Consider the following 24,512-nt stretch of genomic DNA (forward strand, 5'->3'; position numbering starts at 1 on the left):
CCCCCCCCCCCCCCCCCCCCCCCCCCCCCCCCCCCCCCCCCGCTCCCACAGGGGAATATGTATGGCCAAAAAAAGCCCCGCCTGACTCAGTCAGGCGGGGCTTTTGCGTTACTGCGTGACGCTTAGTTCGAGCTGACGGCCGAACGTGGCAGCACTGGCTGGTTGTCGTTGGAAATGGTCACTTCCACACGACGGTTCATCGCACGGCCCGAGACGCTGCCGTTGTCGGCAACCGGGTATTCCTTGCCATAACCCTGAACCACGATGCGCGAAGGATCTACGCCCATCTTGATCAGTGCGACTTGAACCGAGGTCGCACGACGCTCGGACAGCGACTGGTTGTAAGACGCCGCGCCGGTGCTGTCGGTGTAGCCTTCGACGATCACTTTGCGATCAGGGTTTTCCTGGAGGAATTGCGCCAGTTTGTTGATGTTCACCAGACCGCTGGATTTCAGGTCAGCCTTGTTGGTGGCGAACAGCACGTCACCGAAGGTCACCAGGGTACCGCGATCAGTCTGCTTGGCGTTCAGGCTGTTCTGCAGCTGTTTGATCTGCTGATCGCGAGCGTCCAGACGGGCCTGGGCACGTTGCGCGGCAGCGTTCTTCAGGTTGTTTTCAGCGGTGCGCAGGGCGATGGTCTGCTTGGCCACTTCCACGCGCTGGTTGGTCAGGTAGGCCAGTTGGTCAACCTTGGCAGCGTCTTGCTTGTCCAGATAAGCCTTGTCGGCCTTGTCCAGGTAATCGCTGGCGTCCTTGGTTTCCAGGGCAGCGACTTTGCTGGCCTGTGGGTTGGCCTGCAGGCCGGCGTAGTTGGTGCGCGCCTGTTCCAGGTTCGGGTTAGGCGGAGTGGAGCAGGCAGCCAGGGCAACGCTTGCGGCCAGAAGAGCGGGGATCATCAGTTGCTTACGCATAATTTGTCGTCCTTTCTATCGATAAAAGTTTCAGCTTTGCGATTCGGGATGCGCGCTTACTGCACGGTGCGCTGACTTTCCTGACGCAGTTCCTGAACACCTTTCTGGGAATCCTTCAGAGCCTGTTCGGCCTTGGCGGCCTGAGCCTTGCGTTCTGCTACACGCGCATCCCATTCGGCCTGTTCGGCGAGGGTGCGAGCTTGTTCATACTTCTTGTCGTGCATGGCGATTTCGGCTTGTTTCAGCTTGTCCTGCGCCTGCTTCATTTCCACCGCAGCAAACTCGGTACCACCGGCGCTGACGGCGCTGTTGACCGCCGATTGGGTCACGGCGTACTGCTCGGTCGGTGGGTTACCGGCGCAACCGGCCAGAACGAAGCTGGTACCGATAGCCAGAGCAGCCAGTTTCAGACCGCGCAGGTGGGAGAACGAGGTTTGGGTCTTCATGGTCTTCAACTCCATTGTTTAACTCCTGATAAAACTGAAAATCCATCCTGGTCGAGGAGCCGCGAGCGTCGTGTAAAGCGAGTTTTTGAAACGCTCGTTCCAGGCGTGGTTACAGCTTCCGACCGGAGGCGTTTTTCAAAAGTTCAGAAAAGATGGCCTATCGCCAAATTTTTTTTTGACCAAACGGACAAGGCTCTAAACCGGGAACTTTGGAGGCGGGGAGAGGTACGCGCGAGTAAAAAATGTACGATTTTTGAAATTGAACACGATCAATGTGGGAGCGAGCTTGCTCGCGAATGCGGTGAATCAGTCGCTATCAATGTCGGCTGAAATACCGCATTCGCGAGCAAGCTCGCTCCCACAGTTTGATCTTTGTTGTGTCAGTGTTTTTGCTTGCCGGCAGCGGCGGACAAGTCCTGCAGATGCCGGCGAGAAAGCGCCAGAAACCGCGGTGTCGGCCCGACGTCTTCGTACAGCGGATCACCTTCCTCATCGGTGGCGACCACGGTCGAACCTTTCACATACGGCAGGCTCGCCTCGAATTCTTCGAGCGCGGCGCCGATCAGTTCGCCGAGCAGTTCTTCCGGGTGGCGTTTGGGGTACATCTCGGCAATCGCCGCCAGCCGCGCAGCGGCCTCGACGTCCAGATGAATCGTGTAGCCGGTGTCGGTCAGGCGACCCTTGGCGTTTTCTTCCCAATGCTGGGCGAGTTCACGAATTTTCATGATGACCTCATTTCGCGCCTGCTCGTGGCAGGCCTGGGTGAGTGTCCGGCGGGGCCGGGGGCAAGCCGTTGTACGGCTTGCTATTGAGACTAGCTCCAAGCCCCAAGGTTTAAAGTCCCTTCGTCGTCTGCTTGTAAGAAGCGCCGTAGAGCGGCACTCTCTGGGCAAAGCATTCGTTTCTGAGCCGTCCCGATTACCGCTGGAGAACTGCTGATGACCGATATTGATGCACGCTTGCGCGAGGACGTTCACCTGTTGGGTGAGCTGTTGGGCAATACCATCCGCGACCAGTACGGCGAGGAATTTCTCGACAAGATCGAGCAGATCCGCAAGGGCGCCAAGGCCGACCGGCGTGGCTCGATGGACGCCGAACTCAGCGCCAGCCTCAATCAGTTGAGCGAAGACGAACTGCTGCCGGTGGCGCGGGCGTTCAACCAGTTTCTCAACCTGGCGAACATCGCCGAGCAGTATCAATTGATTCATCGTCGCGAAGAGTCGCAGCCGGCGCCGTTCGAATCCCGCGTGCTCCCGGAACTGCTCGCCCGCCTGCGCAATGAAGGCCACAGCGCCGAATCCCTGGCCCGGCAACTGGCGCGCCTGGAAATCGAACTGGTGCTGACCGCACACCCGACCGAAGTGGCGCGGCGCACGCTGATCCAGAAGTACGACGCGATCGCCGCGCAACTCGCCGCGCAGGATCATCGCGACCTGACCAGCGCCGAGCGCGAACAGATCCACAACACCCTGCAACGGCTGATCGCCGAAGCCTGGCACACCGAAGAAATCCGCCGCACCCGGCCGACCCCGGTCGACGAGGCCAAGTGGGGGTTTGCGGTGATCGAACACTCGCTGTGGCAGGCGATTCCCAACCACATGCGCAAGGCCGATCAGGCGTTGTTTGCTGCCACCGGCCTGCGTTTGCCACTGGAGGCGGCGCCGATCCGCTTTGCTTCGTGGATGGGCGGCGACCGTGACGGCAACCCGAACGTCACGGCAGCGGTGACCCGCGAAGTGCTGTTGCTGGCGCGCTGGATGGCTGCCGATCTGTACCTGCGCGATGTCGATCACCTCGCTGCTGAACTGTCGATGCAGCAGGCCAGCGACGCGCTCAAGGCCAAGGCCGGCGACAGCGCCGAACCTTACCGTGCGGTGCTCAAGCAATTGCGCGAACGCCTGCGCGCCACGCGCAACTGGGCACAGGCGTCGCTGACGGCCAACACGCCGGCACCGGCTGACGTGTTGCACAACAACCGCGATCTGCTCGATCCGCTGGAACTGTGTTTCAACTCGTTGCACGAATGCGGCATGGGCGTGATCGCCGATGGGCCGTTGCTCGATTGCCTGCGTCGGGCGGTGACCTTCGGCCTGTTCCTGGTGCGCCTTGATGTGCGTCAGGATTCGACGCGACACAGCTCGGCGATGACTGAAATCACCGACTACCTCGGCCTCGGTCGCTACGAAGACTGGGACGAGGAACAGCGCATCAGCTTCCTCACTCGCGAATTGAGCAATCGTCGGCCACTGCTCCCGGCGCATTTCAAACCGTCCGCCGACACCGCTGAAGTGCTCGCCACCTGCAAGGAAATCGCTGCCGCACCGAGTGCATCGCTGGGTTCCTACGTGATCTCGATGGCGGGCGCCGCCTCCGACGTGCTAGCGGTGCAACTGCTGCTCAAAGAGTCCGGTGTGCTGCGGCCGATGCGCGTGGTGCCGCTGTTCGAAACCCTCGCCGACCTCGACAACGCCGGGCCGGTGATGGAACGTCTGTTGCTGTTGCCGGGCTACCGCGCCAGGCTGCAAGGCCCGCAGGAAGTGATGATCGGTTATTCCGACTCGGCCAAGGATGCCGGCACCACCGCTGCGGCCTGGGCGCAATATCGCGCCCAGGAGCGGCTGGTGGAGATCTGCCGCGAGCAGCAAGTCGAACTGCTGCTGTTCCACGGTCGCGGCGGCACCGTGGGCCGAGGCGGCGGTCCGGCGCACGCGGCGATCCTGTCGCAGCCGCCGGGGTCGGTGGCGGGGCGGTTCCGCACCACCGAGCAGGGCGAAATGATTCGATTCAAATTCGGCCTGCCGGACATCGCCGAGCAGAACCTCAATCTGTATCTGGCTGCCGTGCTGGAAGCGACGTTGTTGCCGCCACCGCCACCGACGCCCGAATGGCGCCACCTGATGGATGAACTGGCCGCCGACGGCGTCGCCGCGTATCGCGCCGTGGTGCGGGAAAATCCGCAGTTCGTCGAGTATTTCCGCCAATCGACGCCGGAGCAGGAACTGGGGCGCTTGCCCCTTGGCAGCCGTCCGGCCAAGCGCCGTGCCGGTGGGATCGAGAGCCTGCGGGCGATTCCGTGGATCTTCGGCTGGACCCAGACCCGTCTGATGCTGCCGGCCTGGCTCGGCTGGGAAACCGCGTTGAGCAAGGCGCTGGAGCGTGGCGAGGGCGAACTGCTCGGGCAGATGCGCGAACAGTGGCCGTTCTTCCGCACCCGTATCGACATGCTGGAAATGGTTCTGGCCAAGGCCGACGCCGACATCGCGCTGTCGTACGATCAGCGTCTGGTCGAGCCGGACTTGCTGCCGTTGGGCGCGCAGTTACGCGACCTATTGTCGCAGGCGTGCGCGGTGGTACTCGGCCTGACCGGCCAGTCGCAGCTGCTGGCACATAGCCCGGACACCCTGGAATTCATCCGTCTGCGCAACACCTATCTCGATCCGCTACATCTATTGCAGGCCGAGCTGTTGGCCCGTTCGCGGCAACAGAATGTCGAGCAGGGCAGCCCGGTGGAACAGGCGCTGCTGGTGTCTGTGGCGGGGATCGCCGCCGGTTTGCGTAATACCGGCTAAGGTTTCTGCGCTGGTATCGGGCGCCCGGTGCACAGGCCGGGTGCCGCTTTGTACACAGGGAGAAAGTGCGGTCAGGCGACAGTTAGTGATGGGGTTGCGACTTGGCTCACCGGGTCGCAAGGTCGCGGCAGGCGGCGGTTTCTCCGACTTTTGGCGTCTTGTGTGGGCGCAGCCTGCTGTGTATCTTGATCAGCCTTTGGCCGTTTGTGCGGCCACGACCCATATTTTTAAGATCCGCCCCAAGAGGCGAATCCTGTTGTTTTCTATATAAAAAATTGAGGAGCACATCGATGCGCGTCATTCTGCTGGGAGCTCCCGGGGCCGGTAAAGGTACTCAGGCTAAGTTCATCACCGAGAAATTCGGCATTCCGCAAATCTCCACCGGCGACATGCTGCGTGCTGCGGTCAAGGCCGGCACTCCGCTGGGCGTTCAAGCCAAGAGCATCATGGATGCCGGCGGTCTGGTGTCGGATGACCTGATCATCGCGCTGGTGCAGGATCGCATCGCTCAACCAGACTGCGCCAACGGCTTTCTGTTCGACGGTTTCCCGCGCACCATTCCACAGGCCGAAGCACTGGTAACCGCCGGTGTCGAGCTGGACGCCGTGGTTGAAATCGCTGTTGAAGACGAAGAAATCGTTCAGCGTATCGCCGGTCGTCGCGTTCACGAGGCCAGCGGCCGCGTTTACCACATCGTCTACAACCCGCCGAAAGTGGCTGGCAAAGACGACGTTACCGGCGACGATCTGGTGCAGCGCAAGGACGACACCGAAGAAACCGTGCGTCATCGCCTGTCGGTCTACCATTCGCAGACCAAGCCGCTGGTGGACTTCTACCAGAAGCTCTCCGCTGCCAACGGCAAGCCGAAGTACAGCCACATCCCGGGCGTTGGTTCGGTGGAAGCGATCACCGCCAAGGTGCTCGAAGCGCTGAGCTGAAAAAGCTGATTGGCTGCATCATCCACGGCCCGCTTGCGGGCCGTAGTTGTTTATACTGACGCACTTTTTCCACCACCTGTTTTGGATACATCGATGAGCACCTTGCTGGCCCTGGACACCGCGACCGAAGCTTGCTCCGTTGCCTTGCTGCATGACGGCAAGGTCACGAGCCATTACGAGGTGATCCCGCGTTTGCACGCGCAGAAACTGCTGCCGATGATCCAGCAACTGCTGGCCGATGCCGGCACCACGCTGCAAGCGGTGGACGCCATCGCGTTCGGTCGCGGGCCGGGTGCGTTTACCGGCGTGCGGATTGCCATCGGCGTGGTGCAGGGGCTGGCGTTCGCGCTGGATCGTCCGGTGCTGCCGGTGTCAAACCTCGCTGTACTGGCGCAACGTGCGTATCGCGAACACGGCGTGAGCCAGGTCGCAGCGGCCATCGATGCGCGGATGGATGAAGTGTATTGGGGCTGCTACCGCGAAACGGCGGGCGAGATGCGTCTGGTCGGTGTCGAAGCGGTACTGCCGCCGGAAGTCGCGGCATTGCCGGCCGATGCCAGCGGTGAGTGGTTCGGTGCCGGTACCGGTTGGGGCTATGGTGAGCGGATCGCGGTCAGTCTGTCTGGTCAGGACGCCGGCATGCTGCCTCACGCTGAAGACCTGCTGACCCTGGCGCGGTTTGCCTGGGAACGCGGTGAGTCGATCCCTGCCGATGATGCGCAACCGGTTTATCTGCGCGATAAAGTTGCCACCCCGAAGGCTCGCTGATCACCACAAAACCTGTGGGAGCGGGCTTGCTCGCGAAGAGGCCATGTCAGTCTCTATCCAGGTGCCTGACACACCGCTTTCGCGAGCAAGCCCGCTCCCACATATCCGGTGTTCAATTAAAGTCACTGCCAATCGTCAGTTTCCAACCCCGCGCTTTAAACCTTTTACGCTTTATGTGTTCTAGTTATCACTCGGCAGTTTGCTAAGTCGGTCAAGTGCCGCTAAATTGCCATCATCGATACCGAGCATGAATTTATGCGTATAGACGGCCTCTCCTCTCAGTCCTACCCCATCAAGCGCAAGCCTCGCAAAGGCAATGTGGCGCTGGATGAATCCGTCGACGATATCGACGGCGAGCTGGAATTCCCGACTGAAGAGCAACTGGCCGCCCGCGCTGCCAAAGCCTCCGCACAACGCCTTGCCAATCTGCCTGCCCGTCAGCAAGACATGATTTATCACCGCGCCATGAGCAAAAGCGTAGCAATGGCCCTGGCCAGCTACCTGAGCACCGCCGGTTTTGTCGATTGGGATGCGGATGTGTTGGGCCTCGACTTGTACATCTGATGGATCTGCCTTACTACCTCGGTTGTCCGTCCTGGAGTGAAAACGCCTGGCGCGAGTATCTGTACCCCGAAGACGCCAAGACCTCCGACTTCCTCGCTCTCTACTCCCAAGTGTTCAACGCCGTCGAAGGCAACACGACCTTCTACGCCAGCCCCTCGCCGGTCACTGTGCAGCGTTGGGCCGAGACCATGCCCGAACACTTTCGCTTCACCGCCAAGTTTCCCGGCGACATCAGCCACAGCGGTGACCTGCGCGATCAACTGACCGCCGCCGAAACTTTCGTAAACCTGCTCAGCCCGCTCGGCGAACGTGTTTCGCCGCTGTGGCTGCAATTGTCGAAAAGCTTCACCCCGCATCGACTGCCGGAGCTGACCGCGTTCATCGACGCGCTGGACCGGCCGCTGGCGGTGGAAGTGCGTCACGAACAGTTCTTTGCCAAGGGTGAGAGCGAACGCCTGCTCAATCGCTTGCTGCTCGACCGTGGCGTAGAACGCATCTGCCTCGATCCACGGGCGCTGTTCAGTTGCCTGTCGACCGAGTCTTCGGTGATCCACGCGCAATCGAAAAAGCCCCGGGTACCGACCCGTCCGGCGGCGTTCACCCAGTTCCCGCAGGTGCGCTTCATCGGCCACCCCGAGCTTGAGGCCAACGACCCGTTCCTGGTGCCATGGGTGGCGAAAATTGCCGAGTGGATCGAAGAGGGCCGCACGCCCTACATCTTCCTGCACACCGCCGACAACGTCATGGCGGCGAAGCTGGCGCAACGTTTTCACGCACAATTGATGCAACGTTTGCCTGGCCTGCCATCCCTGCCTGAGCTATACAGAGAACCCGCCGCCGAGCAACTCGGCTTGCTCTGAGGCGGATTTTCCCTGCTCAGGAGCCTGCCGATGGACGCCCACGCCCGTAACGAACAAGCCCGCAAAGCCCAAGCCTTCAAAGCCCTGCATGAAGGTGCGGGGATTTTCGTGATTCCCAACCCGTGGGATGCCGGCTCGGCGAAGATGCTCGCCAGTCTGGGCTATCAGGCGTTGGCGACCACCAGTGCCGGTTACGCATTTTCCCAAGGCAAGGCCGACGGCGCCTTGAGTCTCGATGACACCCTGGCCAATGTCCGGGCAATTGTCGCGGCCACCGATCTGCCGGTGGCGGTGGACCTGGAAAACGGTTTCGCCGATGACCCGGCCGAGTGCGCCAAAAGCTTGCTGCGTGCCGCCGAGGCCGGCGCGGTGGGCGGTTCGATCGAGGACGCCACGGGCCGTGCCGACGCACCGATCTACTGCTTTGAACATGCCGTGGCACGCATCGAAGCTGCTGTCGCCGCCGTGCGCACACTGCCATTTCCCTTCACCCTTACCGCTCGCGCGGAAAACTACCTGCACGGCAATCCCGATATCCACGACACCATTCGCCGCCTGCAAGCCTTCGCCGAGGCCGGCGCCGACGTGCTATACGCGCCAGGTTTGCGTAACGCCGAAGAAGTGCTGGCGGTGGTGCGCGCAGTGGCGCCGAAGCCGGTCAATGTGTTGATGTCCGGCGGTTTGAAACTGACCGTGAAGGAGCTCGAAGAAATGGGCGTGCGGCGCATCAGTACCGGTTCGGCACTGGCCCTGGCGGCGTTCGGTGAGTTCTTCCGCGCGGCAGAAGAAATCCAGCAGCACGGCACGTTCGGCTTCACGTCGCAATCGATGCCGTACGCCAAGGCCAATCAATTTTTCAAAGGCTGAGCATGGGCCGCTGGATCGCGCTGTCGGTACTGTTGGTGATTGCTGGCGCCGTGGTCAGCGTCTGGCGCGGCTGGCTCGACGTACCGGCCGAGTGGAATCCGTGGGCGCCGCTGGACGTGAAGGCCGCGCCGAACTGGCTGACCGGTTTCAAACTGATGCGCCTGCGCGGCAATCCCGAGTTATGCGCACAAGTCCTGAGCAGCTCGGGTCTGCGCGTCACAGCGCAAGCCGACAGCCCCGACGCCAAGTGTCCTTTGGTTGACGCCGTGCGCGTGCAGGGCGGCGAGGTGGCGCTGAGCAGCAGCTTCCTCGCCAGTTGCCCGCTGGCGGTGGCTTACGCGATGTTTGAGCGGCATACCCTGCAACCCGCCGCGCAATCTGTTTACGGGCAGAGGGTGGCGCGGCTTGATCACCTCGGCAGCTTTGCCTGTCGCAATGTCTATAACCGCGAGAGCGGGGCGCTCAGCCGGCATGCCAGTGCCGATGCGCTGGACATTGCCGGTTTTCGTCTGGCGGACGGGCGCAGCATCAGCGTGCTCAAGGACTGGCCGAAGCAGAATCAGGACGCACGGTTTCTGCGGCAGGTGCGCGACGGCGCCTGCGAGGCGTTCAGTGTGGTGTTGAGTCCGGATTACAACGCCGCCCATCGCAATCACTTCCATGTCGATGTCGGGCGCTGGAGCGTGTGTCGCTGAGGTGTCAGGCGGCGAGGCGCAGGTTCTGCAGGACGATCGGGCGCGCCCAGCCGTTATCGAAGTTCAGTGCCTTCTGTTGCTCGGCAATTTCTTCCGGCGGGAACGGCGGATAAGGTTTTTGCAGCAGATCGAGATCGAATTCGGCAATCGGCAGGTACAGCGGCTTTTTCTGCGGCGCCGGGCCAGGCTCTGGCACAGGCTGACCGTTGTTGATCACGATCGGCCGGACCCAACTGCTGTCGAAATCCTGCTGCTCTTGCTGAGCCTTGAGTTCTTCTGGCGGGAACGGTGGGAACGGCTTGTCCAGCAGGTCGGTTTCGAACTCGGCGATCGGCAGGAACAGCGGCTCCGGCGGACGCACTTCGGTGTCGACCACGTCGCACTGACGCTGCTCGACGATGTGCGCGTGCAGCTCGCTGCCCAGGGTCGGTTCTTCCGGGCTGTTCAGGTCAACCGGTGGAAAGGTGCCACAGGCCGGCACCACATCACTCGTCTGTTCGGCCAGAGCCTGGGCAAAGAAATCCTGCCACAGGTGACTGACGCCGCCCAATGCTTGAGTGTTATGACGGCTGAAGTCGCCCTTGGGCGAAATGTAGCCAATCGATGTGGGAAGAATGCCTGACATTTTTTTCGGTTGACGCTCAGCTCTGGCAAAATGCGCGTTGATTGTTTTATCGGCCACTTTTTGCCGATCCTTAACTTTTTTGAGCGTGTTTTCATGATTGAGCAACCCGCGGCCTGCCGCATCCATGTCCAGGCCCTTGCCCCGACGTTTGAAGCGCAGGCCGAGCAGTGGGCCGAGCGTCTGGGCCTGCCGCTGCAGGTGGACGACGGCGAGTTTGCCTTGCAGGTCGGCGAGCAGGGTTTGCAGCTGCAACAGCTCGGCCCGGATGCCCCGGGGCCGGTGCGCGTGGACTTCGTCGAGGGTGGCGCGGCGCATCGGCGTCTGTACGGTGGCGGCAGCGGGCAGATGATCGCCAAGGCGGTCGGCATCGCCCAGGGCGTGCGCCCACGGGTGCTGGATGCCACGGCGGGGCTGGGCAAGGATGCGTTCGTGCTGGCCAGTCTGGGTTGCGAGATGAGCCTGATCGAGCGTCAGCCACTGATCGGTGCGCTGCTGGAGGATGGTCTGGCGCGGGCGGCGGAAGATTTCGACGTGGCGCCGATTGTCGCGCGGATGAAGCTGCTCAAGGGCAACTCCATCGAAGTCATGCGCAACTGGGAGGGCGAGCCGCCGCAGGTGATCTACCTCGACCCGATGTTCCCGCACCGCGAGAAAACCGCGCTGGTGAAGAAGGAAATGCGCCTGTTCCGGCCACTGGTCGGGGATGATCCGGATGCACCGGCGCTGCTCGAAGCGGCATTGGCACTGGCGACGCATCGGGTGGTGGTCAAGCGTCCGCGCAAGGCGCCATGCATCGAGGGGCCGAAACCGAGCCATGCGCTGGATGGTAAATCCAGTCGATATGACATTTACCCGAAGAAAGCGTTGAAACCCTGAGACCGAGTTGCGTCCATTCGCGAGCAAGCTCGCTCCCACATCTGAAATGCAATCCAATGTGGGAGCGAGCTTGCTCGCGAAGGCGTCCGCAAAAACACCGCAGAATCAGGGCCGATACGCCCGCATGAACAACCCCACCACTTCCTGCACATGACTCTCTGAAGCCTCTTCGCTCAGCGGCTCACCGCAGCAATACAGCAAGCGAAAATTCCCCGCGCCCTTGATCAGGCAGAAGAAATGCTCGGCCGCATTACGCGGCTGATCGATGCGCAGCGCGCCGGTCTCGTCGATGCGTTTCAGCAGCCGCTCCATCCCTTGCACCATGCGCTCGGGACCGGCTTCGAAGAAAATCTGCGACAGCTTCGGATCTTGCGTACCCAGCGCCATCATCAAGCGGTGCAGATTCACCGACTCGTCGCTGTTGATCAGCTGATGAAAGCCCCGGGCAATGTTCAGCAACACTTTTTCCACGGGGATTCCGGCGGGCAATTCGAAGAACAGCGGCGGTAGCTGCTCCTCGCATTTGGCCATCACGGCGGAGGAGAACAGCGTCTCCTTGTCATTGAAGTGGCTGTAAACCGTCAGTTTCGACACGCCAGCCTCGGCGGCCACCGCGTCCATGCTGGTGTTGGCGTAGCCGTGACTCAGAAACAGGGTTTTCGCCGCATCGAGGATCGCCCGGCGCTTGGCCGGGTCCTTCGGACGGCCCGGGCCGTTTGGAGCTGAAAGATTGTTCGACATTCTTCGCTTTTAATACTGGACTGGTGAGTTTGCTATTAATACCATACCGGCCAGTATAAATATTCCAAGCACCATTAGCGAAAGGTCCGTCACCATGTTCCGCCATGCGTTGTCGTTTGCCGTGCCAGTCAGCCTGGCTTTTTTATTGTCCGCGTGCGGTCAGGAAGAGGCGACGCAAGTCAGCGTTCGACCGGCCATGGTGGTGCAGCCAGAGCCTTCGGCGCAGGCGATGGAAAGTTATCCGGGCGAAGTACGCGCGCGCTACGAACCCGATCTGGCGTTCCGCATTGGCGGCAAAGTCAGCCGACGACTGGTCGAAGAAGGTCAGCGGGTCAAAGCCGATCAGCCACTGGCTGAACTCGATCCGCAGGATGTGCGCCTGCAGCTGGAAGCCACCCGTGCACAGGTCGCCGCCGCTGAAGCCAATCTGAATCTGGTGCGCGCCGAGCGTGACCGCTACAAGACCCTGATGGAGCGGCAGATGGTCAGCCGTTCCGCCTATGACAATGCGGAAAACCTCTACCGCTCCGGCGAAGCCCGTCTCAAGCAGATCAAAGCCGAATTCAACGTCTCGACCAACCAGGCCAGTTACGCCGTGCTGCGCGCACCGCAGGACGGCGTGGTGGCCAAGCGTTCGGTGGAAGTCGGGCAAGTGGTTGCCGCCGGGCAAACCGTGTTCACCCTCGCCACTGATGGCGAGCGCGAAGTGTCGATCAGCCTGCCGGAGCAGAGCTTCGGACGGTTCAAAGTCGGCCAGCCAGTGACCGTTGAACTGTGGACCCAGCAGAACCAGCGCTTCGCCGGGCAGATTCGTGAACTGTCGCCGGCAGCCGATCCGAAATCCCGCACCTTCGCTGCACGCATCTCGTTCACCAGTGGCAAGGTCCCGGCGGAACTCGGGCAGAGCGCCCGGGTGTTTGTGCAATCGGCGGATGCCGTGCCGCTGTCGGTGCCGCTCTCGGCGCTCACCGCGGAAAACGGCGCGACCTACGTCTGGGTCGTCAGCGCCAACAACACCCTGAAAAAGACCCCGGTGCGCATCGGCCCGTTCGGCGAGAAAAGCGTGCCGGTGCTCGAAGGCCTCAACGCCAGCGACTGGGTAGTCGCCGCCGGCGTTCACGTATTGCTCGAAGGTCAGCAGGTGCGGCCTGTGGATCGCTCCAACCGTGTGGTCAATCTGGCGGACAAGGAGTAAGTCCCGATGCGCTTCAACCTTTCCGAATGGGCGTTGCGTAATCGCCAGATCGTACTGTTCCTGATGCTTTTGCTGGCCATCGTCGGCGCCTTGTCCTACACCAAACTCGGCCAGAGCGAAGACCCGCCGTTCACCTTCAAGGCCATGGTCATCCAGACCCGTTGGCCGGGGGCGACCGCGCAGGAAGTCTCGCGTCAGGTCACTGAACGCATCGAAAAGAAACTGATGGAAACCGGCGAGTACGAACGCATCGTGTCGTTCTCCCGCCCGGGTGAATCCCAGGTCACCTTTATTGCCCGCGACTCCATGCATTCGGTGGACATTCCCGACCTCTGGTATCAGGTGCGCAAGAAGGTCAGCGACATTCGCCAGACCTTGCCGCCGGGGATTCAAGGGCCGTTTTTCAACGATGAATTCGGCACCACCTTCGGCAATATCTACGCGCTGACCGGCGACGGTTTCGACTACGCGGTGCTCAAGGATTACGCCGACCGTATCCAGATCCAACTGCAACGGGTCAAGGATGTCGGCAAGGTCGATCTGCTTGGCTTGCAGGACGAGAAAATCTGGGTCGAGCTGTCCAACGTCAAACTCGCCACCCTTGGCTTGCCACTGGCGGCGGTACAGCAGGCGCTGGAAGAGCAGAACGCGGTGTCCACCGCCGGCTTCTTCGAGACCGGCAGCGAGCGTGTGCAGCTAAGGGTCTCGGGGAATTTTCAGACGGTCGACGAGATCAAGAATTTCCCGATCCGGGTCGGTGATCGGACGTTCCGCATTTCCGATGTCGCCGACGTGCGTCGCGGTTTCAACGATCCACCGGCGCCCCGCATGCGCTTCATGGGCGAAGACGCCATCGGTCTTGCGGTGGCGATGAAGGACGGCGGCGACATTCTGGTGCTGGGTAAAGCGCTGGAGGGCGAATTCTCGCGCCTGCAAAAGAACCTCCCGGCCGGCATGCAGCTGCGCAAGGTGTCCGACCAACCGGCAGCGGTGAAAACCGGTGTCGGCGAATTCGTCCAGGTGTTGGTCGAGGCACTGGCGATCGTGTTGCTGGTGAGCTTCTTCTCCCTCGGTGTGCGCACCGGCATGGTGGTCGCGCTGACCATTCCGCTGGTGCTGGCGATGACCTTCGCTTGCATGTATTACCTCGGCATCGGTCTGCACAAGATTTCCCTCGGCGCGTTGGTACTGGCGCTGGGGCTGCTGGTGGACGACGCGATCATCGCCGTGGAAATGATGGCGATCAAAATGGAGCAGGGCTTCGATCGGATCAAGGCTGCGAGCTACGCCTGGACCAGTACCGCGTTCCCGATGCTCACCGGCACGCTGATCACCGCTGCAGGCTTCCTGCCGATTGCCACCGCGCAGTCCGGCACCGGCGAATACACCCGTTCGATCTTCCAGGTGGTGACCATCGCGTTGCTCGCGTCATGGGTGGCGGCGGTGATGTTCGTGCCGTATCTGGGGGAAAAACTCTTGCCGGATCTGGCGAAGATTCATGCCGCCAAACACGGCACGACCGACGGGCAGGCCGACCCGTATGGCACGCCGTTCTATCAACGGGTGCGACGTCTGGTGGAGTGGTGCGTGGCGCACCGCAAAACCGTGATTGTGCTGACGGTGGGGCTGTTTATTGCGTCGGTGATGCTGTTCCGTTTCGTGCCGCAGCAGTTCTTCCCGGCCTCCAACCGGCTCGAATTGATGGTCGATCTGAAACTGGCTGAAGGGGCTTCGCTGGCCAACACCACGGCCGAGGTCAAACGGTTGGAGGCGATGCTCAAGGATCACGCCGGCATCGACAACTATGTGGCGTATGTCGGCACCGGTTCGCCGCGGTTCTACCTGCCGCTGGATCAACAACTGCCGGCGGCGAGCTTCGCCCAGTTTGTGGTGTTGGCGAAAAACATCGAGGAGCGCGAGACCCTGCGCACCTGGTTGATCGACACGTTGAACGAGCAATTCCCGGCGTTGCGTTCGCGGGTCACGCGTCTGGAAAACGGCCCGCCGGTTGGCTATCCGGTGCAGTTCCGCGTCACCGGTGAACACATCGAAGAGGTCCGCGCCTTGGCGCGCAAAGTGGCGGCCAAGGTGCGCGAGAACCCGCACGTGGTCAACGTGCACCTGGATTGGGAAGAACCGAGCAAGGTGGTGTACCTGAACATCGATCAGGACCGTGCCCGGGCGCTCGGTGTGAGCACGGCCAATCTCGCGAAATTCCTCCAGAGTTCGCTGACGGGTTCGAGTGTCAGCCAGTACCGCGAGGACAACGAACTGATCGAGATTCTGCTGCGCGGCACTGTGCATGAGCGCACCGAGTTGTCGTTGCTGCCGAGTCTGGCGGTGCCGACGGATAACGGTCGCAGTGTGGCGTTATCGCAGATTGCCACGCTGGAATATGGGTTTGAGGAAGGCGTCATCTGGCATCGCAATCGGTTGCCAACGGTGACGGTGCGCGCGGACATTTACGGCAAGGAGCAGCCGGCGACGCTGGTGCAGCAGATTCAGCCGACGCTGGATCCGATTCGCGCCGAATTGCCTGACGGGTATCTGCTGGATGTTGGCGGTACGGTGGAGGACTCGGAGCGTGGGCAGAAGTCGGTGAATGCCGGGGTGCCGATGTTCATTGTGGTGGTGCTGACGTTGCTGATGGTGCAACTGCGCAGTTTTTCGCGCACGGCGATGGTGTTTCTGACGGCGCCGCTGGGGTTGATCGGGGTGGTGTTGTTTCTGATGGTGTTCCGCCAGCCGTTCGGGTTTGTGGCGATGCTGGGGACGATCGCGCTGTCGGGGATGATCATGCGTAACTCGGTGATTCTGGTGGATCAGATCGAGCAGGATATTGCCTCTGGTCTTAAGCCTTGGCAGGCGATTATCGAGGCGACGGTGCGGCGGTTTCGGCCGATTGTTTTGACGGCTTTGGCGGCGGTGTTGGCGATGATTCCTTTGTCGCGCAGTGTGTTTTTCGGGCCTATGGCGGTGGCGATTATGGGGGGGTTGATTGTGGCTACGGCTTTGACGCTTTTGTTTTTGCCTGCTTTGTATGCGGCCTGGTTCCGAGTGCGTCGCGACGCTTGATGGTTTTGGACTTGGCGGCCTTTGGGCCGACCAGGTTCTGGGGGGGCTTTGTGAATATCCATTGCTTCGGGTGCTGCCGCTGGCGGTTTCGCTTTTACAGCGACTCCCTTTGGCAAACGCCCCAAAGGAAGCAAAGGTCTTGGCCCCGGCGTACGGCCCTCGCTTAGGCTCGGGTTCCTTCGTTGCGGGGTTCATCCGGGGGCATCGCCTCCGGTTTGCTTCGCTGCACCTCCTCTCGATGCATTTGGCTTCGCCAAACGGTCGCTGCGCTCCCACCCCCGGATGAACCCCTCCACTCAGCCTGCCGATGGGGCCGGCACGGCAAGATCAAGAGCTGCAGCCGAGCTTGCGCTCATCCTGTTGAGTGGTGAAAAGCATGTGGTCGGCTTTTGCTTTTCTGTAGGAGTGAGCCTGCTCGCGATGGCGGCCTACGAGCCGACCAATCTCCAACTACCTGCACCCAATCCAAATGTGGGAGCTGGCTTGCCAGCGATGGCGGCCTATGAGCCGATCAATCTCCAACTGCCTGCACCCAATCCCATTGTTGGAGTGAGCCTGCTCGCGATGGCGGCCTGACAGCCGACCAATCTCCAACTGCCTGCACCCAATCCAACTGTGGGAGCGGGCTTGCTCGCGAAGAGGCCCCCTCAGCCCCCCTACCTCTTTGGTCTGTTTAAAAATCGCTCGCTGAGCTCACGGTTAACCGCGTCCTCGATCAAGTCGATCCGCAAGGCAGACCCACAATAAAAAGCCCGCTGACCTTCACAGGTTCAGCGGGCTTTTTCGTGCCGCGGCAAAAATTACAAGGTGCCGAACACTTTCTTCGCCAGACCCGTCGCTGCAGCGGCGGGATTCTTGCGGATGGTTTCTTCCTGTTTGCCGATCATTTCGAACAGGCCGTTCAGCGCTTGTTCGGTGACGTAGTTTTCGACGTTGGCGCTTTTCGCATCCACCACGCCCAGGGTCGCGGCCTGTCCGGCGAAGGCGTTGTACTTTTGTGCTACGCCGACTTTGTCGGTGGCTTGTTTGACGATGGGCAGGAACTTGGCGCGGATTTGTTCGCGGCTGGTTTTGTCCAGGTATTGGGTGGCCGAGTCGGTGCCGCCGCTGAGGATGCCCTTGGCGTCGGCCACGGTCATTTTCTTCACGGCGTCGACGAGGATCGGCTGGGCCTGGGTCACGGCGCTTTCCGCGGCTTTGTTCATCGCGGTTTCGAGTTCGTCGACCTGGGCGCCCATGCCGAAGGCTTTCATCTTGCCGGCGACTTTACCGAGTTTGCCCGGCAGTTCGATTTTCACTTCCGGGTTGTTGCTGAAGCCGCCCGGAGTGCCGAGTTGTTTGACGGCGATTTGCGCGCCTTGGGTCAGGGCGTCCTTGAGGCCGCCGGTGGCGTCTTGTTGCGAGAGGTCGCTGAGCGACAGTGCCAGGGCGCTGGCAGAGATCATCAAGCCCGCGCACAGGCCGGCGAAGCGAAGGGTAGGGCGGAGCATGGCAGCTTCCTTGAAAGACAATTAGCGAATGGCGTCGACGCGGATTTTCAGCGGCTGCGGATCGTTGCCGTCCAGTTGCACGGCGTGGTTCTCGGTGGTGATGAACATCAGCTCGCCGTTGACTTCGATGCGCGCGCTGACCGAGTAGCGGTGGCCGGGTTTGACCTGGGCCGGATCGTAACTCAAGTGGAACGGCAGTGGCACCTGGCCTTTGACCGGGCCTTTCTGTTCGTCGAGGACCACCGCCGGGGCGTCGGCCAGCGATACGTCCTGCAGGCTCACGCTCAGGGTCGCGCTCGGTGGCAGGGCGATGCGTTGCAGGTAGAACACTTCGCCATCGAGGCCGACCTTGCCGGCGGGGGTGGTCGACTGGCAGGCGCTCAACAGGGTGGCTGCGGCGAGGAGGGTGAGTTTTTTCATTGGGGACCTCTGAGACGTTTGCGCCGGAAGAATCCCGGCGCCGAAGGAAATCTAGCGGATTTTGGCGTCAGCGTCAGTGAACAAACGTAAGGGTTTTTCCAGCCAATGCATCAGGGCCTGAAATGACCACGCCTGTTGTTCGCGTGTGACAGGGGACAGTTCAATCGATCCCGGTGAAACCGGAACCGCTTGGTGGTAGCGGTTTTCAACGGCGCTCAGCACATAACGTTTGCCAGGGATGACACTGTCCGGATCGTATTTCAGATAAAACGAAGTGGCGGTCTGTTCGTCATGGTTGACGCGTACCAGTTCAACTTGCGGCTGCTCGAGTTCATGCAATCTGATGGTCACGGCTTCTTCAGCCGGGACCGTCGTGGGTTCCTGTACTTCGACATAAAGTTGCCCGATCGGGCTCAAGTGCAAGGTCTGGCGATGCGGCGCCTTGTTGACGGTGACGAAGTAGTCCAGCTCGATCAGCAACGGTTGGCGGTTGTGAAGCATCTGGACATTGACCTGATACTTCACGCCCACATCGCTGTAAGGGTGGGGAAAGTCAAACTTCCATCCGGCGTCATAGAGCGAAGCATGGCGCCAGTCCTTGATCGTGACGGGCGCTGCAGAGTTGACGCGTTTGACGCTGACCCGCGTTTCGCTGATGCCGCCCTGTGGGGCAACAAAGTCCGCTGGCAGACTGAAGTTCAAAGTGACGCTGGGGGGTTGTTGATTTAACAGGCTCATCTCGATATCCGTATCGTGATTGGTTGATGGCGCCTATTAATTCATGAATCAACTAACGGGGCCATTGCAGGGCGTCCCCGTTAGTTGTCGGCAAGTTTCAGACTTGCGGCGCATCCGCTGTTTCGGCGGCATCTTCACTGCGATGCAGGGCTACCTGACGAATCGACAAACGAATCTCCGCCGGCAATACGCGTTTGGCCGCGCCTTCGGCCAGTTCGCCGAGCAGTTCGTGGTAGCTCAGCTTGCCGGCTTCGTCGCGGCGCAGCACGTCGAGGTCGAGCAGGGTCTGGATGAAGTGGCGGAACAGGCTCTTGTCGAAGAACTCCGGGGCGTTCAAACCGTGGAGGATCGACAGGCGCTGGGCCATGACCGTGCACAGGTCTTCCAGCTCTTCGGCGCTGATGCTGTGCTGGCCGCTGTTGAGCAGCAAGGACACGGTCATGTAGAAGCGCTGCAGGGTCTGGGCGATGCTTTTCGACAGCAGGGTCAGCAGCACAAAGTGCCGCGAACTTGGCGCCGGACGCATATACACGTCCTTCTCGAAGCGCAGCAGGCCTTGCTCGACGAAGGCTTCCAGCCATTGATCGACCACGGCGTCGAGTTCGTCCAGGCTCCAGCGAATGAACAGCTCCGCCTGCAAGTACGGATACAGCGCGCGGGTGTAGCGCAGGATCTGTTCGCGGCTCATGCGCGAGGTGCTCTGGAAGAAGCTCGCCAGCAGCGCCGGCAGGGCGAAGATGTGCAGCACGTTGTTGCGGTAGTAGGTCATCAGGACGGCGTTCTGCTCGTCCAGATAGAGAATCTTGCCCAGCGCATCGTTCTGCTCGGACAGCAGATCCATGTCCTTCACGTGTTCGATCAGCGCACGGCCATCGCCTTCCGGCAGGGTCGTGTGTGGCGAGTACGGGACTTTGCGCAGCAGCGCCAGATACAGATCCAGCACCCGCGCCATGGCCCGATCGTCCAGTGCCAAGCGAGTGGTCGAGAGCAGCGCCAGCGCCACCAGATTGACCGGGTTGATCGCCGCCGCTTCGTTCAGGTGCTGTGCGACTTTCTCGCCGAGGCGATTGGTGGCTTCGTTGAGCCACGCCGGTTTGTACTGAGGGCCGAGTTCCTGTTGGCGCCAATCCGGCTGTTCGCTGTCGAGGAACTCCGCGAGTTTGATCGGCTCGCCGAAGTTCACCGCGACCTGACCGAAGCGCTGCTTGAGCGCGCCGATGACTTTGAAGATGTCGAAGATCGACTCTTTCTTCTTGCTCGCGCCACGCAGTTCGCCGAGGTAAGTACGACCTTCAAGCACGCGCTCGTAACCGATGTACACCGGCACGAAGACGATCGGCATGCGCGACGAGCGCAGGAAGCTGCGCATCGTGATCGCGAGCATCCCGGTTTTCGGTTGGAGCATGCGCCCTGTGCGCGAGCGGCCGCCCTCGACGAAGTATTCGACCGGGAAGCCTTTGGTGAACAGGGTGTGCAGGTATTCGTTGAACACCGAGGTGTACAGCGGATTGCCCTTGAACGTCCGGCGCATGAAGAACGCGCCGCCACGCCGCAGCAGGCTGCCGATCACCGGCATGTTGAGGTTGATCCCGGCGGCGATGTGCGGTGGGGTCAGGCCGTTGCGGAACAGCAGGTACGAGAGCAGCAGGTAGTCGATGTGGCTGCGGTGGCACGGCACGTAGATCACTTCGTGACCCTGAGCGACCTTCTGCACGCCTTCGATGTGGTTGACCTTGATCCCGTCGTAGATCTTGTTCCAGAACCAGCTCAGCACCACTTCGAGGAAGCGGATCGCGGTGTAGGTGTAGTCCGAGGCGATTTCGTTGCCGTAGCGCAACGCCTGGGCCTTGGCTTTTTCCAGAGAGATGTTCTCGCGCTCGGCCTCTTCAACGATTGCTTGCTTGACCAGTGGCTGGTTGAGCAGGCCCTTGACCAGATTGCGCCGGTGGGAAATGTCCGGGCCGATCACCGCGGCTTTGAGGTTGCGGAAATGCACGCGCAGGATGCGCTGGGCCATGCGCACGGTGCGCTCGTGGCCCTTGTTGTGGTCGATCAGTTCGCGCAGGTGGATTGGCGCTGAGAACTGCACGCGCGTCTTGCGCCCGAGGACGATGATGCTCAGCAGCCGGCGCAAACGCCCGGTGACCGCCCAGCTGTCGGCGAACAGCAGCTTCCACGGGCTGTTTTCGCTGTCCGGCGACTGGCCCCAGAACACGCTGACCGGAATGATCTGCGCGTCTTCGGCGGCGTTCTGGGTCAGGGCGCTGACCAGGCGGGTCAGGGTCGGCGGTGCGCCGCGCTTGTCTTGACGGCCGAGCCAGTCCGGGTCCGGCGTCAGGTAGAAAAACGCCGCCGGTTCGATCAACGGCCCGACCGACACCGGCAGCACCGGACGCGGCAGGCCGGCCTTGGTGCACTCGGTGTCGACTACTGCCAGATCGGTGAGCGATGGATTTTGCAGGACGTAGAACACCGGACGACTGCGGTCGAGGTTGAGGGTGAACGACGACTGGTTGATCGTCTCCGAGCGAACCCAGAGATACAACAGTCGGCGCAAGGTGCCAAACACAAGACGGCGGAACGGGGAACGGGTCATACGGCTTCTGCGTGAGTTGATAAAACCGAGCAGATGCTCGGGGGCGGACAGTGTGCCGGATTCATCGAAAATCGGCAAAAAAGCGGCGAAGTAAACTCCTGTTGAGAGTTTTCGTGCCTGTCATATACTCGGCAATCTGTCGCCGGGGCCCTTTATGGACGTCGGGCGCAGTCTGACGTTCCGCAAAGGCTTTCCTGCGAAAAGCCTGTTCAATAATAAAAAAGGAGTATGAACAGATGGCAACACGTGAAACCGGCAATGTGAAGTGGTTCAACGACGCCAAGGGCTACGGCTTCATTCAGCGCGACGACGGCGTGGACGTGTTCGTGCACTACCGCGCGATTCGCGGTGAAGGGCATCGCTCGCTGACTGAAGGTCAGCAGGTTGAATATGCGGTGGTGACGGGGGAGAAGGGGTTGCAGGCTGAGGATGTGGTAGGTCTGTAATACAACGCTCCAAAACACCCCAAAACCAAATGTGGGAGCGGGCTTGCTCGCGAATGCGTCGTGTCATTCAGCATATCTGTAGCTGATACACCGCAATCGCGAGCAGGCTCACTCCTACATGGGATCTTCGTTTAAGCGGTCTTCCAGGTGATCTCTTCTTCACCGTCTTCGCTGATGCGAATCCAGCGATCCGCCGTCTCTTCGCCTTCTTCCTCGACCCACGTGCCCGGTGCGCAACGCACTTCGACGTTCAGCGCGGCAAAGGCTGCGCGGGCGCAGGCGATGTCGTCGTCCCATGGGGTCGCATCGCTTTCCAGGTACAGGCTGTTCCACTTGCCCACGGCTTTCGGCAACCAGGTCACCGGCACATTGCCGGCCTTGCATTTGTAGGTCTGGCCTTTCTGTACCCAGTCGCTGCACGGGCCCAGGGCTTCGCCGAGCCAGGCGGAAATCGCCTTGTGGTCGACGTCGGCGTCTTTCAGGTAAATCTCGATATCCGGTTGGCGCATGGATGTCCTCACTGCGGGTCTGAAAAATCCATTCGCGGATTTAGCCGGCCCCGGGCACTCGCCCGAGACCCAAAGTTATTGAAGAACGAAATAATCGTAGCGCATCGACACGGTGGTCACGAACGGCTCGGCCTGTTCGATCACTGCGGCGCGGCGTTCGGCACTGGCGCGCCAGCCGTGGGGTGTCATCGCCAACAGGTTGGCGCGATCCTCGGGCTTGTCCAGCGTCAGTTTGAATTCCAGGGTTTCGCTGTGCGCCAGCGCCATGCCTTCCGGCACCAGGGCCAGATGCTTGTCGTCGGTGTATTCGCGCACTTCGTCGTACAGGCGTTCGCGCAGTTCCATCAGGTGGCCGCTGGTCGGGCCGACCTTCATCAGGCCGCCGCCGACGCTGAGCAGACGCTTGGCTTCTGCCCAGTCCAGCGGACTGAAAACGCTGGCGAGAAACTGGCAACTGCCCGACGCCAACGGCACGCGGGCCATGCTGGCAATCAACCAGGTAAGCGCCGGATTACGTTTGCAGGCACGTTTCACCGCCTCGCGCGAGATGTCCAGCGCGTAGCCATCGGCTTCCGGCAGGGCCTCGGCGATCTGCGCGGTGTAGTAACCCTCACCGCAACCAATATCGACCCATCGTGCCGGCGCATAACTCGCCGCCAGCTCGGCCAGACGCTTGGCCACCGGCGCGTAATGCCCGGCGTTCAGGAAGTCGCGGCGCGCCTCGACCATCGCCTGATTGTCGCCAGGGTCGCGACTGTTCTTGTGCTGCACCGGCAACAGGTTCAGGTAGCCCTGACGCGCACGGTCGAAGCGGTGGCCGGCGGGGCAGACCACGCCGTTGTCGAGGCTGTTCAGCGGTTCACTGCAGATCGGGCACGCGAGCATCAGGCGAGCAACTTGATCAGGGTCTGGTAGTAGATCTCGGTCAGCACGTCGAGATCGGCCGCCAGCACACGCTCGTTGACCTGGTGAATGGTCGCGTTGACCGGGCCCAGCTCAACCACTTGCGTACCCATGGTCGCGATGAAACGACCGTCGGAGGTACCGCCGCTGGTCGACGCCTTGGTCTCGCGGCCGGTGATGTCCTTGATGCTCGACGACACCGCGTCGAGCAGCGCGCCCGGCTCGGTGAGGAACGGCAGACCGGACAGCGCCCAGTCGATGTGCCAGTCCAGATCGTGTTTGTCGAGGATGTCGGCCACGCGCTTCTGCAGGCCTTCGACGGTGGATTCGGTGGAGAAGCGGAAGTTGAACACCGCCACCAGATCACCCGGGATCACGTTGGTCGCGCCGGTGCCGGAGTTGAGGTTGGAAATCTGGAAACTGGTCGGCGGGAAGAAATCGTTGCCGTGATCCCAGTGCTCGGCGGCCAGTTCGGCCAGCGCCGGAGCGGCGAGGTGAATCGGGTTCTTCGCCAGATGCGGGTAGGCCACGTGGCCCTGCACGCCGCGCACGGTGAGCTTGGCGCCGAGCGAGCCGCGACGACCGTTTTTCACCACGTCACCGACCAGCGTGGTGCTCGACGGTTCGCCGACGATGCACCAGTCCAGACGCTCCTTGCGCGCCACCAGACGTTCCACCACCGCTTTGGTGCCGTGGTGCGCCGGGCCTTCTTCGTCGCTGGTGATCAGGAACGCGACCTTGCCCTTGTGGTTCGGGTAGTCGGCGACAAAGCGCTCGGCGGCGACGGTCATCGACGCCAGGCTGCCTTTCATGTCGGCCGCGCCGCGACCGCAGAGCATGCCGTGTTCATCGATCACGGCGTTGAACGGTTCGATCTGCCAGGCAGTCACCGGACCGGTCGGTACCACGTCGGTGTGGCCGGCGAAGCACAGCACCGGGCCGTCGTCGTTGCCGTGGGTGGCCCAGAAGTTGTCCACGTCCTCGATGCGCATCGGCTCCAGGGTGAAACCGGCATCGCCCAGGCGCTGCATCATCTGCTTCTGGCAATCGGCGTCGACCGGCGTCACGGACGGACGGCGGATCAGGTCGATGGCGAGTTGGAGGGTCGGCGAAAGGTCGGCGTGGGCCGTCATGGAAAACTCCGGAGTCATGAATGTGGGCTGGGGCCACTGTGGGAGCGAGCTTGCTCGCGAAAGCGGTGTATCAGGCAACTTAAGGGTTGAATGTTACAAAGCCTTCGCGAGCAAGCTCGCTCCCACAGGGATTGGGTTCGGTCGGTT

Annotated in this window: 24 protein-coding genes; 12 read left to right on the top strand and 12 right to left on the bottom strand. The window is 61.5% G+C overall.

Annotated elements, in window-relative coordinates:
• Positions 1–122: 122 nt before the first annotated feature.
• From lptF to AC27VU_RS15445, 3 genes are all read right to left on the bottom strand, one after another.
• Positions 123–911 carry a lipotoxin F family OmpA-related lipoprotein LptF gene (gene lptF, locus AC27VU_RS15435; RefSeq protein ID WP_003222060.1) on the bottom strand — a complete coding sequence of 263 codons (789 nt, stop codon included), beginning with the start codon at positions 909–911 and terminating at the stop codon, positions 123–125.
• 56 nt (positions 912–967) lie between these two features.
• On the bottom strand, positions 968–1,372 hold the full coding sequence (locus AC27VU_RS15440) for a DUF4398 domain-containing protein (protein WP_003222062.1): 405 nt from the start codon (positions 1,370–1,372) through the stop codon (positions 968–970).
• Positions 1,373–1,737: 365 nt separating this feature from the next.
• Entirely contained in the window at positions 1,738–2,082 is a 345-nt protein-coding gene (locus tag AC27VU_RS15445) for a hypothetical protein (protein WP_003222064.1), read from the bottom strand.
• Between the two features lie 213 nt (positions 2,083–2,295).
• Between AC27VU_RS15445 and ppc the strand changes: the two genes are divergently transcribed.
• The 7 genes from ppc to AC27VU_RS15480 all read left to right on the top strand — a co-directional run bounded on the left by ppc (position 2,296) and on the right by AC27VU_RS15480 (position 9,618).
• Positions 2,296–4,926: a phosphoenolpyruvate carboxylase gene (gene ppc, locus AC27VU_RS15450; protein ID WP_488724385.1), complete on the top strand. Its 2,631-nt coding sequence runs from the start codon at positions 2,296–2,298 to the stop codon at positions 4,924–4,926.
• 290 nt (positions 4,927–5,216) lie between these two features.
• Positions 5,217–5,864 carry an adenylate kinase gene (gene adk, locus AC27VU_RS15455; protein WP_003222067.1) on the top strand — a complete coding sequence of 216 codons (648 nt, stop codon included), beginning with the start codon at positions 5,217–5,219 and terminating at the stop codon, positions 5,862–5,864.
• Positions 5,865–5,957: 93 nt separating this feature from the next.
• A complete protein-coding gene (gene tsaB / locus AC27VU_RS15460; protein ID WP_103485391.1) occupies positions 5,958–6,632 on the top strand; it encodes a tRNA (adenosine(37)-N6)-threonylcarbamoyltransferase complex dimerization subunit type 1 TsaB in 675 nt (224 codons plus the stop codon).
• 255 nt (positions 6,633–6,887) lie between these two features.
• The gene (locus AC27VU_RS15465) at positions 6,888–7,196 is read left to right on the top strand and encodes a hypothetical protein (RefSeq protein WP_003222071.1); all 309 of its coding nucleotides are present in this window, start codon (positions 6,888–6,890) and stop codon (positions 7,194–7,196) included.
• Positions 7,196–8,056 carry a DUF72 domain-containing protein gene (locus AC27VU_RS15470; RefSeq protein WP_488724386.1) on the top strand — a complete coding sequence of 287 codons (861 nt, stop codon included), beginning with the start codon at positions 7,196–7,198 and terminating at the stop codon, positions 8,054–8,056. Before AC27VU_RS15465 ends, AC27VU_RS15470 begins: the two co-directional genes overlap by 1 nt.
• Positions 8,057–8,086: 30 nt before the next feature.
• Entirely contained in the window at positions 8,087–8,923 is an 837-nt protein-coding gene (locus AC27VU_RS15475) for an isocitrate lyase/PEP mutase family protein (RefSeq protein ID WP_226500552.1), read from the top strand.
• 2 nt (positions 8,924–8,925) lie between these two features.
• On the top strand, positions 8,926–9,618 hold the full coding sequence (locus tag AC27VU_RS15480) for an extensin-like domain-containing protein (protein WP_473018906.1): 693 nt from the start codon (positions 8,926–8,928) through the stop codon (positions 9,616–9,618).
• A gap of 4 nt (positions 9,619–9,622) precedes the next feature.
• On the opposite strand, the gene AC27VU_RS15485 is transcribed toward AC27VU_RS15480, so the two are convergent.
• Positions 9,623–10,243: an energy transducer TonB gene (locus AC27VU_RS15485; RefSeq protein ID WP_473020048.1), complete on the bottom strand. Its 621-nt coding sequence runs from the start codon at positions 10,241–10,243 to the stop codon at positions 9,623–9,625.
• A gap of 93 nt (positions 10,244–10,336) precedes the next feature.
• Here AC27VU_RS15485 and AC27VU_RS15490 point away from each other — a divergent pair, with 93 nt between their 5' ends.
• Positions 10,337–11,119, top strand: a complete 783-nt coding sequence (locus AC27VU_RS15490) for a class I SAM-dependent methyltransferase (RefSeq protein ID WP_003222076.1) — start codon at positions 10,337–10,339, stop codon at positions 11,117–11,119.
• A 105-nt stretch (positions 11,120–11,224) separates the two neighbouring features.
• Here the strand turns inward: AC27VU_RS15490 and AC27VU_RS15495 are convergent, their stop codons facing one another.
• A complete protein-coding gene (locus tag AC27VU_RS15495; RefSeq protein ID WP_045122312.1) occupies positions 11,225–11,860 on the bottom strand; it encodes a TetR/AcrR family transcriptional regulator in 636 nt (211 codons plus the stop codon).
• Positions 11,861–11,954: 94 nt separating this feature from the next.
• Here AC27VU_RS15495 and AC27VU_RS15500 point away from each other — a divergent pair, with 94 nt between their 5' ends.
• From AC27VU_RS15500 to AC27VU_RS15510, 3 genes are all read left to right on the top strand, one after another.
• Positions 11,955–13,055, top strand: coding sequence for an efflux RND transporter periplasmic adaptor subunit (locus tag AC27VU_RS15500; RefSeq protein WP_103520602.1), 1,101 nt, complete (start codon positions 11,955–11,957; stop codon positions 13,053–13,055).
• A gap of 6 nt (positions 13,056–13,061) precedes the next feature.
• Positions 13,062–16,130, top strand: coding sequence for an efflux RND transporter permease subunit (locus AC27VU_RS15505; protein ID WP_003222078.1), 3,069 nt, complete (start codon positions 13,062–13,064; stop codon positions 16,128–16,130).
• Positions 16,131–16,412: 282 nt separating this feature from the next.
• Positions 16,413–16,706 (top strand): hypothetical protein, encoded by a 294-nt coding sequence (locus AC27VU_RS15510; RefSeq protein ID WP_488724387.1) that lies wholly within the window; start codon positions 16,413–16,415, stop codon positions 16,704–16,706.
• Positions 16,707–16,930: 224 nt separating this feature from the next.
• On the opposite strand, the gene AC27VU_RS15515 is transcribed toward AC27VU_RS15510, so the two are convergent.
• From AC27VU_RS15515 to plsB, 4 genes are all read right to left on the bottom strand, one after another.
• The gene (locus AC27VU_RS15515) at positions 16,931–17,620 is read right to left on the bottom strand and encodes a DUF4197 domain-containing protein (protein WP_086792179.1); all 690 of its coding nucleotides are present in this window, start codon (positions 17,618–17,620) and stop codon (positions 16,931–16,933) included.
• A gap of 21 nt (positions 17,621–17,641) precedes the next feature.
• Positions 17,642–18,040 carry a YbaY family lipoprotein gene (locus AC27VU_RS15520; RefSeq protein WP_003222082.1) on the bottom strand — a complete coding sequence of 133 codons (399 nt, stop codon included), beginning with the start codon at positions 18,038–18,040 and terminating at the stop codon, positions 17,642–17,644.
• A gap of 51 nt (positions 18,041–18,091) precedes the next feature.
• A complete protein-coding gene (locus AC27VU_RS15525) occupies positions 18,092–18,778 on the bottom strand; it encodes a hypothetical protein (RefSeq protein WP_488724388.1) in 687 nt (228 codons plus the stop codon).
• Positions 18,779–18,875: 97 nt separating this feature from the next.
• Positions 18,876–21,374, bottom strand: coding sequence for a glycerol-3-phosphate 1-O-acyltransferase PlsB (gene plsB / locus AC27VU_RS15530; protein WP_003222085.1), 2,499 nt, complete (start codon positions 21,372–21,374; stop codon positions 18,876–18,878).
• 236 nt (positions 21,375–21,610) lie between these two features.
• Between plsB and AC27VU_RS15535 the strand changes: the two genes are divergently transcribed.
• Positions 21,611–21,820: a cold-shock protein gene (locus tag AC27VU_RS15535; protein WP_003222087.1), complete on the top strand. Its 210-nt coding sequence runs from the start codon at positions 21,611–21,613 to the stop codon at positions 21,818–21,820.
• A 131-nt stretch (positions 21,821–21,951) separates the two neighbouring features.
• Here AC27VU_RS15535 and AC27VU_RS15540 read toward each other — a convergent pair whose 3' ends face one another.
• The 3 genes from AC27VU_RS15540 to dapE all read right to left on the bottom strand — a co-directional run bounded on the left by AC27VU_RS15540 (position 21,952) and on the right by dapE (position 24,365).
• A complete protein-coding gene (locus tag AC27VU_RS15540; RefSeq protein WP_003222089.1) occupies positions 21,952–22,329 on the bottom strand; it encodes a hypothetical protein in 378 nt (125 codons plus the stop codon).
• 75 nt (positions 22,330–22,404) lie between these two features.
• A complete protein-coding gene (locus tag AC27VU_RS15545; RefSeq protein ID WP_488724389.1) occupies positions 22,405–23,214 on the bottom strand; it encodes a putative RNA methyltransferase in 810 nt (269 codons plus the stop codon).
• Complete coding sequence (gene dapE / locus AC27VU_RS15550; protein WP_003222093.1) at positions 23,214–24,365, bottom strand: succinyl-diaminopimelate desuccinylase; 1,152 nt, start codon at positions 24,363–24,365, stop codon at positions 23,214–23,216. Before dapE ends, AC27VU_RS15545 begins: the two co-directional genes overlap by 1 nt.
• Between the last annotated feature and the right edge of the window lie 147 nt (positions 24,366–24,512).

The sequence above is a fragment of the Pseudomonas sp. 14P5.3.2 genome, assembly GCF_057799175.1.